The organism is Alteromonas sp. ABV4_515 (assembly GCF_056160345.1).
The window spans coordinates 795,650-812,103 of sequence record NZ_JBSWWZ010000001.1 but is presented as its reverse complement, the minus strand read 5'-3'; the positions used below and the strand labels follow the sequence as shown (position 1 = coordinate 812,103).

Below are 16,454 nucleotides of genomic sequence, written 5' to 3'. Positions count from 1 at the left end.
TCATCACTATGCTGCAGGAGAGATCTGTCGCTTATCTCTCTTGTGCAGCGATTGAAAATAATCTTCAAGGGCATCGAGTTGCGCGTGCGCTTCTTCGAGGCCATTGAACGTTCGGCGAAACTGATTATCCTTGTCGTGCTCCGCGAGATACCACCCTACGTGTTTCCGGGCAATTCGTGTGCCCATCACATCACCGTAGAAGGCGTGTACATTTACAACGTGTTCGTGCAATACCGCTTGTTGCTCTGACAATGGTGGCGGCGGTAAGTTTTCACCTGTTTCAAGGTAATGTAGGATTTGCTTAAAAATCCATGGATTACCTTGCGCCCCGCGTCCAATCATTACACCGTCAGCACCGGTATAGTCGAGCACGAATCGTGCTTTTTCCGGAGAAGTAATGTCGCCGTTTGCAATAACCGGAATCGACACTGCCTGTTTTATGGTACGAATGGTGTCGTACTCGGCATTTCCCCGATACATACAGGCTCGCGTTCTACCGTGAACTGCTAGTGACTGTATGCCGTTTTGTTCCGCAATACGGGCAATGTCTGCCCCGTTGCGATTGTCTGTGTCCCACCCTGTTCTGATCTTCAGGGTAACCGGTACATTCACTGCATCCACCACGGCCCGGACGATACGCTCCACCAGGTCGGGATACTGCAGCAGTGCTGAACCCGCTAATTTTTTATTGACCTTTTTGGCCGGACAACCCATGTTGATATCGATGATTTGCGCACCGTTCTCAACATTAAATTGTGCTGCCTGCGCCATCAGCTCAGGATCTGCGCCGGCAATTTGTACCGAGCGAATCCCGTCTTCACCGCTATGGTCCATGCGATGCATGGATTTGGCGGTCTTCCAGACCTTCGGGTTGCTGGACAACATTTCAGATACAACTAACCCTGCCCCCATTCTTCGGCACATTTGCCGAAAGGGCCTGTCAGTCACGCCAGCCATAGGCGCGAGCATCAAATTGTTCTGGAGTGTGTGAGGTCCGATTCGCATACTTTACAGCCAACTGTTGCGCAGAATTTATACACCAGGCCAAAACGGGGCGCTAAGTTTACGTGTTTTCGCAAGCCTTGAAAAGGCTAAAAATCACACAAAATTTGTAGCCTGACTATTGACAGTTCTGGCTACATTTGCGTGTAACACTACACGTTACCTTTGCGTAAACGCCGAAAAGGCTAAGGTTTTTTTACGGTGATTTGAAAGTTTTATGAATATTTTCAGTGAGTTCTTGTTCCGCTTACCCGCGCCCAGTCACCCTCAACAGCGCTTTGCTCTAAGGTGAAGTGGCTTTGATAGGCAGCTTCAATTTTTTCAATTTGTTCTTCAAGAATGCCTGAAAGCACCAGTTTTCCGCCGTTTTTGCAGTAACCAGTAATCACAGATTGAAGCTCGATAAGGGGGCCGCTGAGAATATTGGCCACTACCACATCGGCTTCGAGAGTAGGTTGATCTTCTGGCAGGTACACGCTTAAGCGATCTTCCACGCCATTGCGACGAGCATTTTCCATGGATGCTTGTAAGGCCTGTGGGTCGATATCAATACCAATCACTTCCTTCGCGCCCAGTTTCAGCGCTGCCAGCGCCAGAATGCCAGAGCCACAGCCGAAATCTACCACCGTTTTGCCTTCCAGATCTAAGGCATCTAACCAGCGCAAACATAATGCGGTGGTGGGGTGGGTACCGGTACCGAAAGCCAGACCCGGATCGAGCATCACATTTACCGCGTCTGGATCAGGCACATCGCGCCAACTCGGACATATCCATAAACGTTTACCAAATTGCATCGGGTGGAAGTTATCCATCCACTCACGTTCCCAGTCCTTGTCTTCCAGCTGGTCGAGCTTGTGTTTAAAACCTTTACCTAAAATCCGTGATTTTTCCAGGCGCTTGATAACGGCTTTCATATCGTCGGCGGCGTTAAACAGCCCCACTACCTGCGTATCCGGCCACAGCATGGTTTCCCCTGGCTTAGGCTCATACATAGGTGTGTCCTTGGCATCAATAAAGGTAACGGCCTGTGCGCCATTGGCGCTCAGCATGTTGCCAATCTGCTCTGCGTGTTCAGAGTCAGAATTGATTCGTAGTTGTATCCAGGACATGGGAACTCTTTATTAATCAGTAACTAAAAAGCTAGCAGCGATAATGTGGCTAGCGTAAAGGGCGCATTTTAGCAAACTCCGTGCGAATTGCGCACCGCCGCAGACTGATTTATCGGCATCCAAACTAAATTAACCGGCAATCTAAGAAGTTACGTTGAGCGACTAGCATGTTTGTTGGCACCTGCTATGGTTGTAAAAGGTTATTTATAGAATGTAAGTATGCGATATCTGGTCAGGTTCGTGGTGCTTCTGACTGTTGTAACCACATCTTATACTGTGTTTGCTAAACCTGTAGATGTGGTGTCCGGTTGGGATAAACCACCTTATATCATCTCTGAAGGCGATACCGGCTTTGAAATTGAGTTGGTAAAAGCGGTGCTTGCCCTTTCAGGTCGCGACGCCCGGTTGCATTACGTTCCCATGGGGCGCTCTGTCAGGTTGATTGGCGAGCAAGAGGTAGATATTGCCTTGTCTATGAATGAACGTCAGGCGCTTCCCAAGGAGTGGCTTTCTGATGTCTATGTGGTGTACCAGAATGTGGTGATAACCCGGCGTGACCGAAAGGAAATCGTTGGCTCTCTGGATGCCCTTAAAGACATGACTGTCATTGGTTTTCAAACGGCGTCCCAGGCATTGGGGAAGGCATTTTCCGATGTTGTTGCTAACCACTCAGGGTATCTCGAAGTGGCCGATCAGTCTCGTCAGGTGAGTATGCTGTTATTAGGGAGCGTCGATGCGATTGTAATGGACTATCGGATTTTTGAGCATATCCGTAGCACCTTGCCAGAAGATCAGCAAAAGGAGGTTGATTATCACTTTCTTTTCGAGAGTAGTCCCTATCGGGCGGCTATCCCTGATCCTGAACTTCGTCGGGCATTTAACGAAGGATTACAGGCACTGCACGAGAGCGGCGAATATACTGAACTCACCCGCGAGCATCTGCGCACTGTCCTTGCCGCCTCCTACGCGCATATCTTCTAAACCGTTTCCCCCTCTTGTCTGACCAATTATTGTTCAAATTATCTTTACAGAAACTTTAGTAAAAATTAATGTAAATGATAATGATTCTCATCATTATATGTGGTTTAATACTAAAGACTAAGAAAGGTGTGGCCATATCCTCTTCTATTACTTCGTACCGTTTCATCACTCAATTGAGTAACTCAGCGTTTCAAGGAACATAAAATGCCTGATTTAGGTAAGATCATTTTACTCACTGCACTTTTCCCCGGATTATCTGCCAATGTGTTGGCACAAACTGACGATATAGAAACTCTGGACACAACGGTTGTCCAAGCGGCCTCTGAAGAGCTGAAACAGGCTCAGGGTGTTTCTGTTATTACTGAAGAAGATTTCAAGCGCCGTCCGGTGTCAAACGATGTGTCGGAGCTTATCAAAACCATGCCTGGTATTAACCTGACAGGTAACTCCAGTACGGGTCAGTACGGCAACAACCGTCAAATTGATATCCGTGGTATGGGCCCGGAAAACACCCTTATTCTGATCGACGGCAAGCCTGTGCTTTCACGTAATGCGGTGAAAATGGGCCGCTCTGGCGAGCGTAATACCCGTGGTGACAGTAACTGGGTACCACCCGAAGCGATTGAAAGCATCGAAGTAATTCGTGGTCCCGCTGCTGCCCGATATGGTTCTGGTGCATCTGGTGGTGTAATTAACATCATTACCAAAAAGCCTGATGTGGCCGGTGGTAGTGTGACGGTGCAAGCTGAGATCCCAGAAAACTCACTGGAAGGCGGCAACAAACGCGCCGATGTGATTTTAAGTGGCCCACTGTCAGAACGTTTTTCTCACCGTACTATTCTGAACTACAACAAACAGGAAGGCGATTCTCCTGAATTGAACCGTGACGCTACTGTTGAAGGCAGTAACACTGCTGCAGGCGCTGAAGGTGTCGAGAATATCGACTTTCGTACCTTGCTGCGCTTCGACCAGGACGACATTAATACCTGGGAACTGGAAGCCGCCTATAGCCGTCAGGGCAACGAATATGCCGGTGATAATGCCTTCCAGGGCGTAGATAACGCACAAAGTCAGCTATACATTGGTCAGGAAACCAATGTGATGAGAAGAAAAACCATTTCTGGTACACACCGTGGGGATTTTAATTTCGGTGACTCATTCTCCTATATCCAGTTTGAAGAAACAGACAACACCCGCCTGAGCGAAGGCCTGGCCGGTGGCACGGAAGGCCGCTTTAACACTGAAACCGGTGAAACAGTTACTATCATGCTGCGTAACCTGACCGCCAAATCGGAGTGGAATATTCCGCTGGAATTGTTTGGCAAGTCACAAACCATGACGGTAGGTGCAGAATTCCGCGGTGAAAGAATGAACGATCCTTCTTCTTTGCAAGCAGGCATCAACGTGGCTGACGGTGTAGTGATTGATGGCACAGATATCGCCACTGAAGATCGCGACCCGCATTCAAGTGCAGAGCTATACGGCGTGTACGTTGAAGACAACATCATGCTGACCGAAGATGTGATGCTAACCCCAGGGGTTCGTTTTGACCATCACAGTGAAGCGGGCAGCAATGTTTCGCCTAGCTTGAACATGAGCTGGCAGTCAACGTCGGAAGTGTCGTTCCAGGCGGGCATCAGCCGAGCCTTCAAAGCGCCTAACCTGTATCAGACCAACCCGAACTATGTGTACACCACGCGTGGTAACGGCTGTCCGGTTGATTACCCAAGTCAGGGTAGTGGTTGTTCGATTCTAGGTAACCCGGATCTGGAACATGAAACGTCGGTTAACAAAGAAATCGGTGTTAACTATGTCGGTACTGACAACGGGATCAGCGCAGGTTTAACCTATTTCCACAACGATTATAAAAATAAAATCGTAACCGGTAATACGGCGCCAATTTATGTACTAGATGGCGGTAACGCCGACACTTACGTGCAAATTTTCCAGTGGTACAACACCCCGGAAGCGGTTATCGAAGGTCTGGAAGGTAGCTTACTAATTCCGATCACCGATGACATTGAGTGGTCTACCAACGCCACTGTCATGCTGGAATCTGAAGACAAGGAAACCGGACAACCGCTTTCTATTGTGCCTGATTACACCATTAACACCCAGATTGCCTGGTCGGTATCGGAAGACTGGGAACTGGTTGCCAGTGCACAACATTATGGCGAAACGGAAAGCCCAACGGCCAGCACCACCAGTGGTGCCGTTATAGAGAACCCTGAGCCTCGCGAGGCTTATACCATCGTGAACTTAAACAGTGTTTACAGCTACAAAAACATTGATTTTACCTTCACGGTAAAAAATCTGTTTGATAAGACCATTCTGCGTGAAGGCACGCAGACCAACGCAGGTGCTAACACCTACAACGAACCAGGCCGCAACTTCCTGGTATCGGCAACTTATCATTTCTGATAGAACCCACCGGCAACACGCTTCCGTGTTGCCGGTTTTTGCCTTTTGGGACGGAGATTTATGACAACGGAAAAGGGAGGCCTGACAATGCTGAAAAAGCATAAGCTCACCATGATGCTGGCATCACTCATGCTGGCAGGAAGTACTCAGGCTGCCGTGACTGATGAGCTCGATAACCTGACGCGAGAATGGTTACAAATCGAGAGTCAGGAACGGAAATTGGTGATGGACTGGCAAGAGCAGGAACCGATTGTTCGTCAGCGTATCGATTTATTGAAAGCTGAAAAAGCGCAATTGCAGAAAATATTGGCGACGAGTAATGACTCGCAAGATGATGTTGATGCGCGCAGAAACGAACTCCTGGCGGAACAAAATGCGCTGGAAAGTCAGCAAGCAGACGTGACTGGTGCACTGAATGCGCTGGTTGGACGGGTGAATAGCTTGTACGAAAATCTGCCTCCCCCTTTACGTTTTAACTGGGACAAAGAAGATGCCGCTTTAGAAGGCGACAGTTCTGACAACCCTTCACAGATTTTACAGGTTGCGCTGGCTAAGTTGTCCAGACTGGAACAGTTCGACAGCAAACTCACCGTAAACGAAGACGTGTTAACAACACCAGACGGTAAAGAGGTCGTCGTCAAGCAGCTCTATCTTGGCTCACAACTCGCATGGTTTGCGAATAACGATGGCAGCATTGCAGGCTCTGGTTATCCGGAAAACGGTAAGTGGGCATGGCACTTCGGCGGCGATGCTGATGGTCAAGCCATTGCCAGAGCGGTAGCCGTGTTCGAACGTCGCCAGCAACCCGAATTTATTTCCCTGCCGCTCCCGTTTGGCGGCGCAGGTACCACAGGCGGAGGTCGCTAACATGAAGAAGCATTTATTACTCTGCCTGAGCTTGTTGGTAGCCCTGTCTTTCGGAGCTAACGGACAGCAACAAGATATGCTGAATAAGATTGAAAGCGCGAAGCGTAGCCTGAGTAATGCGGAGAATCGCATCGTGAAGGAGCGCGTTTCTCTTTCGTCTACGTTGAGTCAATTGGAAAAAGACGTGATGTCGCTGCGTGACAAAACTGCAGTGGCCCGTCGCCTCGCCGATGAAAAAACGCTTAGCTTGCAAAAACTGGAAGAGCGCCTTGGCGAATGGAAAGAACAGCAAACGTATCAACAAAACCTGCTCAACCGTTTCTTGCAGCAGCAGGGGTTGAGCTTTACCGACGTTAACGCCATGAACACGGCCGATAAGATGGCAGCAGTGTCGGATGCCGCGGTTAAAACCGCCACCTTACCAGAATGGACTAACCGTACCCTGGTGATGGCAAACGGTGAACTGGCTGATGTGCCTTCGCTGGCCGTTGGACCGGTAACCTGGTTTAAAAATAACGGCACCGTGGGTTTGGCGGAATCGGTTTCTGGCCGTTTGCAAACCAAAGGGATGTTGCCGTCTGGACTGGCGTCTAGCATGCTCGACGAAGCCAGTACCGTGGTACTCGACCCGACTCTGGGGCGGGCACTTACCCGTGAATCTGCCAATGAAGGCGTAATTGAACATGTGGTAAAAGGCGGGATCTGGGTTGTGCCAATTTTACTATTTGCACTTATTGCTACGGTTATTGGCTTATTCAAAGTAGTACAACTGGTGCGTCTGCCTAAAGTTATTCCGGTACGCTCTCAGGCTATGCTCGACAAACTCCTGCAAACCGGTGGCGCAGCACGCGCCCAGTTCAAAGGCATGCAGGCAAATCTGTTGTCCATTGCTGAGCAGGCAACCACGTTCCGTGAACGGGACGATCAACTGTTTGTGCAACTTCAGCAAGACAGACAAACTTTAGATAAATGGATCAATGCCGTGGCAGTAACCGCGGCCGTTGCACCACTGTTAGGTTTGCTTGGTACGGTAAGCGGTATGATTGAAACCTTCCGCATGATGACATCGTTTGGTTCCAGCGACCCGGAAGTCATTTCCGGCGGTATCGCTAAAGCACTGGTTACCACAGAGCTGGGTCTGATTGTGGCCATTCCTGCATTAATCATGAATGCGCTGCTTAGCCGCAAGGCGCGTCAGTATTACAACGAACTGGAAAACTTCGCCCTTATCTTAAGCGGCGATGAAGGCGAAGATACCCACGATTTACCTGCTAATAAGCAGGATGATAATGGCGAACTGATGGGATCAGCCCATCCCGCAGGAGCCGGCTGATGATGGAACTGTTCACGGGTAATCCGTTGTGCTGGGCAATGGTGGCAGTGGGTTGGTTTGCGTTTCAGCAAATCTGGATGCTGTATCTCACCCGCTTCGACAAGGACGTGCAGAAGAAAGATAGCAACCCGCTTATGACACCGTCGGTGCTGGTGGGGGCACTGCCGCTGATGGGACTACTGGGCACGATCATGGGCCTGCAAGGCAGCTTCACCGGCATGATGACCGATGGTGCAGACAGTCAAATCGTGTCGGCGGGTATTGCCGATGCTTTATTCACTACTCAGCTGGGATTGGTCATGGCGATCCCCGGATGGTTGTGTCTGTCTTATGTGAAAGGACATTTGCAGGATATTGAGGAAGGCGAGGTGAATCATGGCTAGTCGTTTAAAACGCAAGCTGGAAGCCCAGCCAATGCAATCCATTGATATGTCACCGCTGTTGGATGTGGTGTTTATTCTGCTGATTTTCTTCATTGTTTCGACGGTGTTTGTGAAAGAAACCGGGGTCGAAGTGGACAAGCCACAGGCCATATCAGCGCAGAAGCTTGATCAGATGTCTATTCTCATCGCAATTACCAGTAACGGCGAAGTGATGTACGACAGCACCAATATTGGCGTTGCTGGCGTGCGGGGTACGGTGGAGCAATTGTTGGTTCAGGATGAACGTCCGGTTGTGTTGCAAGTGGACAAAACGGTATCTACCGACCTGCTGGTCGAAGTGATTGATGCCGCGAAAATGGCCGGTGCCGTGGATGTGAATATCGCCACCGCCAAACTGTGAGGGAGTCATGAAAAATCAACTTTCAGCATTTTTATTGAGTGGCGGCGTGATGGCAGTATCGCTGGGTGTGCTCACCTTGGGGTACTACTTAAACGACGTCAGTGGGCCTGAGCTTGAGATACGCAAAATGGATATTGCCATTGCTCAACCGCCGCCCCCTCCACCGCCTCAGAGTCAGCAGGTTACCGAACAAGCCGATGTGAACATGCAGGTTGAAGGGGCCGGTGCACCGGTGTCGATGGCAGATATTAAGGTTGATCCTGAAATCGAAATCGATAAGCCGGAACGTCCTGACGTGGCAATGGCGCAACCAGACTGGAGTGCGCCCGAGGTTGATTGGGATGCCTACGGTTTAAGTGAGCTTGATGGCCGCCCAACACTGTTAACGCCGGTGAAAATTCGTTTTCCAAAGCAGCTTAAGCGACGGGGCGTAGAGCGTGTAGTGGTGAAGCTGGATGTGATGATTGATGAAAAAGGCGACGTGACCCTCATCAGTATTGTCGACAACCCCCATCACGAATTAAACCGAGAAATTCAGCGATTTGTTAAAGGCAGTAAGTTTACCGCCCCGCATAAGGCCGATGAAGCAGTAAGGGCTCGGTTTATCTGGCCTGTGGAGATTGAAGCATAATGAACACAACCCTCTTTTTTAAACGAGCGATCTGCAGCGCTTTATTGATTGGCAGTTTCTCGCAGGCGCAGGCTGATGTGCAGGTCACGCTAGACGAACCAGACTGGTCGTTTAGCTATCGCCAGAGCAAAGGTGCTCATCATAGCAGCCGGGTGAATCGCGATGAAGGTAAGTTCTTCAATGATGTTCAGCCGCTGTTACAAAAGCAGGATTACAAAGGCGTGATTCAGGCTTACGACACCTACCAGCAGGAACATGAAAACGTGAGCGCAACCCTGCATGAAATGATGGGGCAGGTTTTCTTAAGCGTGAAACGTAACAGTGATGCGAAGAAACACTTCGAACTGGCGCTGACAGAAGATGCGGCGTCAGCGACGTCCCACCGCGGCTTGAGCATGATTTACATGCTGGAAGAGAATTACCCCAAAGCCCGGGACCACGTGGTAAAAGCCATAGAGTTGGGGGTTACCGACAGTCAGGTGTATGGACAGTTGGGTTACCTGAACCTGCAACTTGAAAAGCCACGCAGCGCCATCGGCGCCTATCAGAATGCAATGATGCTGGAGCCAGCGAATGGTCAGTGGGCACAAGGACTATTGTTCGCACTAATCGCCAGCGATGCCCTTCCACAAGCATCGGCACTGGTTAGCGAAATGCTGAACGAAAAGCCAGACAGCCCCCGTTTGTGGCTGCAACGTAGCCAGATTGCCATGAAGGGGCAGGATGACTTAACCGCCATCAGTAGTCTTGAAACAGCGTTGACCCTTGGCGAAAAACGTCCGGATAACCTTACCACACTGGCAAAACTACACGTTAAGTCTGGTAGTCCTAACCGTGCTGTTGATCTCCTTTCTGATAACGCTGCAACACTGTTGGCAAGTAACAATGATGGTGCGCAAACCATGCTGGATATCGCCAACTGGTTGGCCGCAAGTCAGGATTGGAAAAACCTGTCGGGATTAGTGACCACACTGGATAAAAACAGCAAACGTCTAAGCAGCGAAAATGTGGCATCGCTAAATGTGATGAAAGCAAATCTGGCGATATCCAATAACCAGACTAGCAAAGCTCAGGACTATCTGCTGTCGGCGATTAAGTCCTCTCCGGCGAATGGCGATGCGCTAATGACATTGGCCGCCTTGCTGCGAAAGCAGAATAAAGATGAAAACGCCAAAATGTATTACCTGCGAGCAGAAGCACTACCAGCTTATAAAGAGCGGGCAATGCTAGGTCGGGCACAGGTTGCGATTAATCAGAAGCAATATAACGATGCGTTAGGTCTGCTAAGGCAGGTCTACAAATCGAATCCGGGGCGAAATGACTTACTAAGCAATATTCAGTCGCTTGAAAACATTGTGAAGAATGCTTCGTAGATGAAAACACTTATGAATACATGGAATGCTTCACCAGCCACAGCAATCACCCTACGGGTAGTGATTGCGGTGGCAGGCGGTTACGCCGCGTCTACGGCGATCAGTTTGTTGTTTGCCGCCATGAATGAAATGTCAGACAGGCAAGAAGTGGCTTTTATAAGAATGGTGTTTTTCCTCGTTTATACGGTTTACATCATTTGGATTTTCGCGATAAACGACCTTCAAAAGGTGCTTGTTACAGGGCTTGCAACCAATGCTGTGGCCTGGGCACTCGTTTGGTCTGGCGTATTTTCATAAAAGGAATTTCTGAATGAAAGGTTCTCTTCGTCAGTCAATGACCTGGTTACACACCTGGAGTAGCATTACTGCAGGTTGGATCCTGTTTGCTATTTTCTTTACCGGCACACTGGCATTTTTCCGGGCAGAAATAACCCATTGGATGCAGCCAGAACTTCACGTGTCGACACCGTCTGAAAACAGTGCAGAGGTCGGCTATCAATATTTGCTGAACAAGGCACCAGACGCTAAAGAGTGGAGTATCTCTTTACCCACGGAACGCTCAGAAACCGTGAGCGTGAGTTGGCGCTACGGTAATGAGCGTGGTCGGGAGCAGCTCTTTGCCCAACGTTCTCAGTTAGATGCGTCTACCGGCGAAGACCTCGCACCCCGTGACACTGCAGGCGGCAACTTTCTTTATCGCTTTCACTTCGAGCTTTATGCTATGCCCCGTTGGCTAGGAGAAACGCTGGTTGGTATCGTCAGCATGATGATGCTCATTGGTATTGTCAGTGGGGTCATTATGCACCGCAAAATATTCGCTGACTTTTTCATGTTCCGGCCGAAGAAAAAACTGCTGTCATGGATAGACGGGCACGTGCTGGCCTCGGTATTAGCCTTGCCTTTCCATTTAATGATTACCTTCTCAGGGCTACTGCTCCTCGGCGGCACTTTGCTTCCCTGGAATGGTAATGGTGGCGGCCACGGTGGACCCCCAGGAGGCAGCGGGCCGCAGGAGCGTGGCGGCAGACCGGCCGAGGTTGTTAACGCCGAGCCTATCGCCCCGCATATTAATCATTCCGCACTATTAGCCCCTATCATGGCAAAAGCGTCTGCGCATTGGGGCGTACCGGTAGACCGTATTACCATTAAAAACCCGGGTACCGAGAACACAACGTTTACCGTATCTGGTGCGAACCGTGTTGAGTTGTCGGCAGGGCGAGGCGGAAACAGCGGTCTGGTTTATAATGCTTCAGGCGCTTTGATTAGCGAAGACCTGGCAAGCACCGCGCCGAATACCACGCAGGCCGTTTACAACTACATGGACATGTTGCATCAAGCACGGTTCGCCGACTCAGTCACCCGCTGGTTGCTTTTCTTTGCCGGTATTCTCGGCACGCTTATGGTGGGCACTGGCTCAATTTTGTGGGTCGAGAAACGGGCTAAGAAACAAATGGGCCTGAAAGGGTTTGAGTTGGTTAGAGGCACCAATATTGGTGCAATTGCGGGTTTGATGGTTGCCACCGGCGCTTACTTCTGGTCGAACAGGTTGATCCCTGCCGATATGGCGATGCGAAGTGATTGGGAAGTGCGGGTCTTTTTTATAGCCTGGTTAGCTTGTGTTATTGCCGGTTTATTGCGAAGAGATCGGATGGGTTGGCTATGGCAAACGGCCGCAGCAGCGGCACTGTTCTCATTGCTGCCGGTTCTGGATGTGGTTACGTCACCTGTTGGTGTGCCCGACGCGTTGAGAATGGTGTTTGATATTGCCTGTATTCTTATTGGTATTTTGTGCTGGTATGCCGTAGTAAAACTGAAAAACGGTGGTAAACCAAAGCGAAGATCGGCTGCGCCGAATCGTAAGCCCGACGCCGACAATATGAAACCAGTGCGTCCTCGCGGAAGAACCAAAACGGAGCAACCAGCATGATGACCCTATTGTGTTTAGTGCTTTGCTGCATAGGGTTTATGCATTTTTCCATGGCGAATACAAAGCACTTTAATGCCGTTACTGGCAAGGATCTTGATGATATTGCCTACGGTAAAATCATTTTCCAGATGCTGGGTAGTAGTTTTCTACTTGTTGCTACCTGGCCTGCCATTGCGGGATGGGAAATGGAAATCGGGCTGGTGGTGTGGTGCGGACTAATGCATGTTGCCGCGGTAATGGTGTCACTGTTTTACACCTATCTCCCCGGTTTTGTGCGCGTGTGTTGGATGTGGCTGATGCCAGGCGGTTTACTACAGCGGGCAATTGCCCGCTGAGGCCGACATACTAAAAGAGGTTACCACAAAGCTATCAGCCTGGTAGCTTCACCCAAATTTTGCAGTAGCCATTGCTGTTAACCAAACGGCCAGCAAAGGCTTTGCAAGGGCGGTACGCATCGCCTTCAGCGCCATCGATGTACATGCAATTGCTGCAGGTGCTGCCTTCTACCGGCGACGTTTCTGCGTATTCGAGGGCTTTCGCATCCGCATCGGACGGCGACACTTTTTCCTGTGCATTCGCTCTCAGTGCAACGCCACTGAAGGTTAACCCTATCAATGCGCCGCCAGACATTTTTAAAAATTTACGCCTGTCTGCATTACTCATAGTGAACTCCGATAAGCTTTGCTTCACAACAAGCTTACACGATGAAAAATAAAAAAACTGCATAACGCAGGCTTTGTTGCCATTGTTATACGTTAGATCTTAGCATCTGCCAATCGGTTCCATAGTAAATTTGCGGCAGATTAAATGTTCTTCACGCCAACATCGATGACCCGGTGAAGCCGAATAGCCTAATCAATTCGCGTAAGTGGCCGGTCGGGTTTAGCGTAAGCATAACGGGCGATTTTTTGTGGCTGGTGATAAGTATCCAGTCCGCTCACGCAGGCAAGGCCTAGCGCATCCAGCGCAATTTGCCCATCTGCTCCAACCGCCTCTGGGTGAACCATGACGTGCTGAACCCGGCCAACGACCAGAATCGTTTTATTGCAGTGTAGATGGGTAACCTCTTCCACCGACAAGCCAATTTTCAGGGGGCTTTCCTGCACGAAAGGAGCCGGGAACGGTTCGATAAACTCGGGCGTGAGGCCTACAGCGTCAAATTCACTCATGGCTTTGTCGTATCGCGCAGCGGTTTGGTGCGCTTTGTCTGTCCAGTCTGCTGATACGGCATTCAGCGTATATTCACCGGCTTCAGTCAGATTTTCCAAACTATGACGGGATACTGAATCTGGGCGGAACAAAATGCCCATTAGAGGAGGATGGGCGCCCACGTGAAAGGCTGAGCTGACAATCGCCAGGTTGTGCGTTTTACCATCGGTAGTGCCAACCAGATTGGCACTTTTGTAACCCGACAAGCAGTTCACAAAGTTAGTACGAAAGGCTTTGTCGGCCTGCTCCAAATCGTCAAACGTATAATGCTGCATTGTACTCATCCTACTCAGGCATTTTCCTGTTCAACCTGAACGGACAGGTTGCCGCTCTCGCCTGTTACTGTCATCTCAATGGGTTGGCAGCATACCTGACAATCTAGCACCTGCATAACATCAATATCATTCAGTTCATCAATCTCTACTTCGTTCGGTTCCATGCAGTAAGGGCAGTGAAACGTCATCGGTGTGGCAAGACTCATCATGTACTCTCGTATCTTTGTATGATGTTAAGTGGTTACGAAAAACCTTAGCTTACGGATTTAATGAAAATCGGCTTGATCGTCACTTCTGTATAAATATACACTTGGTTAGGTGTACAGTATTGGTGTTAAAGATGCGCAAGACGTTACCTGAAAAATACTACCTCGATCATTTTAGTGAATTTCTGGCTTTCTTCTCTGGAGCCAGCGCGGCTTTGCTGGATGAAAAAAGTCGCCGGTTTATTGCAGATTTTGAGGCGTTACCAGAGCCACAACAGTGCATCATTGCCCGTGCTGCAAACCGTAAATACGCCATCATCAATCGCGAACACTTCTATTACGAAGAAATAAACCAGCCACAGGTGCAACTCGATGCGTTAATTACCAGCGGCTGGTTTGGCCCGTTATCTGAAGCCCCAGTGTGGGAAATGGCCGGTATGCTGACCAAAGCCGATGTGCTGCAGTGTCTGCGGGATCTGGGCGTTTCCGGATTCGTAGTGTCGGCAAAAAAAGCAGAGCTGATGACCTTACTGTTTGATGTCGTTGAAACACAGGGTTGGCCGTCGTCATTGTCGGTGGAGCATTTACTGTTCTGTCGTTTTGATAGTGCCATGCGCTACCTGCTATTTTTGTATTTTGGCAACAACAAAGGGCGGCTGAACCAGTTTTCCATGCGCGATTTGGGCATTATGCGAACCCGACAGCAGGCGGTGTCTGACCAGGCGCGATTTGATATACCGGAAGATGCGCTGGCGGCCTTTCATTATGCCAGCGGTGCCGATGAATTCGACTTTCTTAACAATAATGAGCTGTTAGCACTGGGCGCAAAGCCGCAGCCCGAAACATTTTCCACCATTTCCCAGGTTTATGCCGAACGCTATCACACCAAATTGGGGTCGAAGCTATTGAGCATTGACCGCCATGCTGCGCTGCAATTTCTGGAAAAAGCGCCGGGGGATGCTGCAAAAGAAAAATGGCTACGTGAAGCCTACAAAGAGGGCCGAAAAGAGGAGGTTAAAGCACAGCTGGAAGCCATCATCGACTCTCCTGCCTCCGATACCCTGCTCGCCTTTGCAGAAGATTTCTATCAGCGCAAATACCATAAAAAGCGCACCAGCGTGGTTACCGACATGCTACGCAACGCTTCCCGCACGCTACAATTGGATGAGAGCCAAAACCAGGCCGTAGAGCAAGGCGTGATAGCTTGGTACAAACGCCATAATATTGAGGCGTGGCGCACGGAAAACCGGCTGTGGAGGAGCTTATTTGCGCTCACCTTCTGGCCTATTTTGTTTGAAAAGGATGCGCCGGTTACCGAGTTCGATCGTCGCCCGCAAAGCCTGAAAAACAATGCTTTTTACGCCACCTTTCACACTGACATCGATGCGCTGCTAGCCAAAGTAGACAATACTGCGGCCCTGATGAAACATATTGCAGCCATGGCGGCAGCCCATTATGGCAAAGCCAATAGCTTATTTTTGTGGGGCACGAAGGTGCTCGATCCCATCAAAGGGTTGCTTGCACATGCACCTATTGAGCAAGTGCTTCAGGTGATTAAAATGATGGCCGAAGACTTTAACAGCTTACGCGATGGCTTCCCCGACATTATGGTGCTGGAAAACGGCTTATTGCGGTTCGAAGAGATTAAAGCGCCTGGTGATCAACTGCGGCGCAATCAGCTGGTAAGTATCCAAAAACTGCAGCAGGCTGGCTTTGAAGTGCAGATCACGCAGGTCAGCTGGTATCGCGATCCGCAGCAACCTTACGCGGTGGTGGATATTGAAACCACCGGTGGACACAGTCAGTATCATCGCATAACCGAAGTTGGCATCGTGAAAATAGTGAATGGTGAAGTGGTGGACGAATGGCAAAGCCTGATTAATCCGCAGCGCCACATTCCCTCCAATATTACCCGGCTCACCGGCATCAGTAATAACATGGTGGTGGATGCGCCTGTATTTGCCGAGGTTGCCGATGCCATTGACGAATTTACTCAGGACTGCGTGTTTGTGGCCCATAATGTGAATTTTGATTATGGCTTTATCAAGCAGGAATTTGCCCGTCTTGAGCGCCCGTTCCGACGACCGAAACTGTGTACAGTGAGAGAGTCGCGAAAGGCGTTTCCTGGGTTACCGTCTTATTCGTTGGCAAACCTCACTAAACATTTCGAAGTGAAAATGGAGCAACATCACCGCGCGCTTTCGGATGCCAGAGCTGCAGCAGAATTGTTAGTGATGTCGCAGCAGGTTGACTAAAAAAACCTTAATGTTAGAAGTTGAACTGCCTCTTATTCTTCTACCGTAAAAAGTACGCACTGTTGAAAGTGCTTACGCGTTC

Annotated in this window: 17 protein-coding genes; 12 read left to right on the top strand and 5 right to left on the bottom strand. The window is 49.7% G+C overall.

Features of this window, described 5'->3' with window-relative positions; all coding sequences use genetic code 11:
- Nucleotides 1-6: 6 nt before the first annotated feature.
- Together dusB and prmA are read right to left on the bottom strand one after the other, a co-directional pair.
- The gene (gene dusB, locus ACXAGX_RS03410) at nucleotides 7-1,005 is read right to left on the bottom strand and encodes a tRNA dihydrouridine synthase DusB (protein WP_474818707.1); all 999 of its coding nucleotides are present in this window, start codon (nucleotides 1,003-1,005) and stop codon (nucleotides 7-9) included.
- Between the two features lie 224 nt (nucleotides 1,006-1,229).
- Nucleotides 1,230-2,111: a 50S ribosomal protein L11 methyltransferase gene (prmA, locus tag ACXAGX_RS03405; protein ID WP_474836579.1), complete on the bottom strand. Its 882-nt coding sequence runs from the start codon at nucleotides 2,109-2,111 to the stop codon at nucleotides 1,230-1,232.
- Nucleotides 2,112-2,330: 219 nt separating this feature from the next.
- Between prmA and ACXAGX_RS03400 the strand changes: the two genes are divergently transcribed.
- The 11 genes from ACXAGX_RS03400 (at nucleotide 2,331) to ACXAGX_RS03350 (ending at nucleotide 12,762) form a co-directional block, all read left to right on the top strand.
- On the top strand, nucleotides 2,331-3,092 hold the full coding sequence (locus tag ACXAGX_RS03400) for a substrate-binding periplasmic protein (protein ID WP_474818709.1): 762 nt from the start codon (nucleotides 2,331-2,333) through the stop codon (nucleotides 3,090-3,092).
- Nucleotides 3,093-3,296: 204 nt separating this feature from the next.
- On the top strand, nucleotides 3,297-5,513 hold the full coding sequence (locus tag ACXAGX_RS03395; RefSeq protein WP_474818710.1) for a FepA family TonB-dependent siderophore receptor: 2,217 nt from the start codon (nucleotides 3,297-3,299) through the stop codon (nucleotides 5,511-5,513).
- A 60-nt stretch (nucleotides 5,514-5,573) separates the two neighbouring features.
- Nucleotides 5,574-6,380, top strand: coding sequence for a DUF3450 family protein (locus ACXAGX_RS03390; RefSeq protein WP_474836577.1), 807 nt, complete (start codon nucleotides 5,574-5,576; stop codon nucleotides 6,378-6,380).
- A 1-nt stretch (nucleotide 6,381) separates the two neighbouring features.
- Nucleotides 6,382-7,713, top strand: coding sequence for a MotA/TolQ/ExbB proton channel family protein (locus ACXAGX_RS03385; protein WP_474818712.1), 1,332 nt, complete (start codon nucleotides 6,382-6,384; stop codon nucleotides 7,711-7,713).
- Nucleotides 7,713-8,096, top strand: coding sequence for a MotA/TolQ/ExbB proton channel family protein (locus ACXAGX_RS03380; protein ID WP_474818713.1), 384 nt, complete (start codon nucleotides 7,713-7,715; stop codon nucleotides 8,094-8,096). The genes ACXAGX_RS03385 and ACXAGX_RS03380 overlap by 1 nt, the downstream gene beginning before the upstream one ends.
- Entirely contained in the window at nucleotides 8,089-8,496 is a 408-nt protein-coding gene (locus ACXAGX_RS03375) for an ExbD/TolR family protein (RefSeq protein WP_070126390.1), read from the top strand. Before ACXAGX_RS03380 ends, ACXAGX_RS03375 begins: the two co-directional genes overlap by 8 nt.
- Before the next feature lie 7 nt (nucleotides 8,497-8,503).
- Nucleotides 8,504-9,127 carry an energy transducer TonB gene (locus ACXAGX_RS03370; protein WP_474818714.1) on the top strand — a complete coding sequence of 208 codons (624 nt, stop codon included), beginning with the start codon at nucleotides 8,504-8,506 and terminating at the stop codon, nucleotides 9,125-9,127.
- Complete coding sequence (locus tag ACXAGX_RS03365) at nucleotides 9,127-10,500, top strand: tetratricopeptide repeat protein (RefSeq protein WP_474836575.1); 1,374 nt, start codon at nucleotides 9,127-9,129, stop codon at nucleotides 10,498-10,500. Before ACXAGX_RS03370 ends, ACXAGX_RS03365 begins: the two co-directional genes overlap by 1 nt.
- A 12-nt stretch (nucleotides 10,501-10,512) precedes the next feature.
- A complete protein-coding gene (locus ACXAGX_RS03360) occupies nucleotides 10,513-10,797 on the top strand; it encodes a hypothetical protein (protein WP_474818716.1) in 285 nt (94 codons plus the stop codon).
- Nucleotides 10,798-10,810: 13 nt separating this feature from the next.
- A complete protein-coding gene (locus tag ACXAGX_RS03355; protein WP_474836572.1) occupies nucleotides 10,811-12,427 on the top strand; it encodes a PepSY-associated TM helix domain-containing protein in 1,617 nt (538 codons plus the stop codon).
- Nucleotides 12,424-12,762, top strand: coding sequence for a DUF3325 domain-containing protein (locus ACXAGX_RS03350; protein WP_474836568.1), 339 nt, complete (start codon nucleotides 12,424-12,426; stop codon nucleotides 12,760-12,762). The genes ACXAGX_RS03355 and ACXAGX_RS03350 overlap by 4 nt, the downstream gene beginning before the upstream one ends.
- 34 nt (nucleotides 12,763-12,796) lie before the next feature.
- On the opposite strand, the gene ACXAGX_RS03345 is transcribed toward ACXAGX_RS03350, so the two are convergent.
- From ACXAGX_RS03345 to ACXAGX_RS03335, 3 genes are all read right to left on the bottom strand, one after another.
- Nucleotides 12,797-13,090, bottom strand: a complete 294-nt coding sequence (locus ACXAGX_RS03345; protein ID WP_474818719.1) for a high-potential iron-sulfur protein — start codon at nucleotides 13,088-13,090, stop codon at nucleotides 12,797-12,799.
- A 188-nt stretch (nucleotides 13,091-13,278) separates the two neighbouring features.
- Nucleotides 13,279-13,911, bottom strand: coding sequence for a flavin reductase family protein (locus ACXAGX_RS03340; protein WP_474836566.1), 633 nt, complete (start codon nucleotides 13,909-13,911; stop codon nucleotides 13,279-13,281).
- A 14-nt stretch (nucleotides 13,912-13,925) separates the two neighbouring features.
- The gene (locus tag ACXAGX_RS03335; protein WP_474818721.1) at nucleotides 13,926-14,120 is read right to left on the bottom strand and encodes a zinc ribbon domain-containing protein; all 195 of its coding nucleotides are present in this window, start codon (nucleotides 14,118-14,120) and stop codon (nucleotides 13,926-13,928) included.
- Between the two features lie 131 nt (nucleotides 14,121-14,251).
- Here ACXAGX_RS03335 and ACXAGX_RS03330 point away from each other — a divergent pair, with 131 nt between their 5' ends.
- Entirely contained in the window at nucleotides 14,252-16,372 is a 2,121-nt protein-coding gene (locus tag ACXAGX_RS03330) for an exonuclease domain-containing protein (protein WP_474836564.1), read from the top strand.
- Nucleotides 16,373-16,454 lie beyond the last annotated feature (82 nt).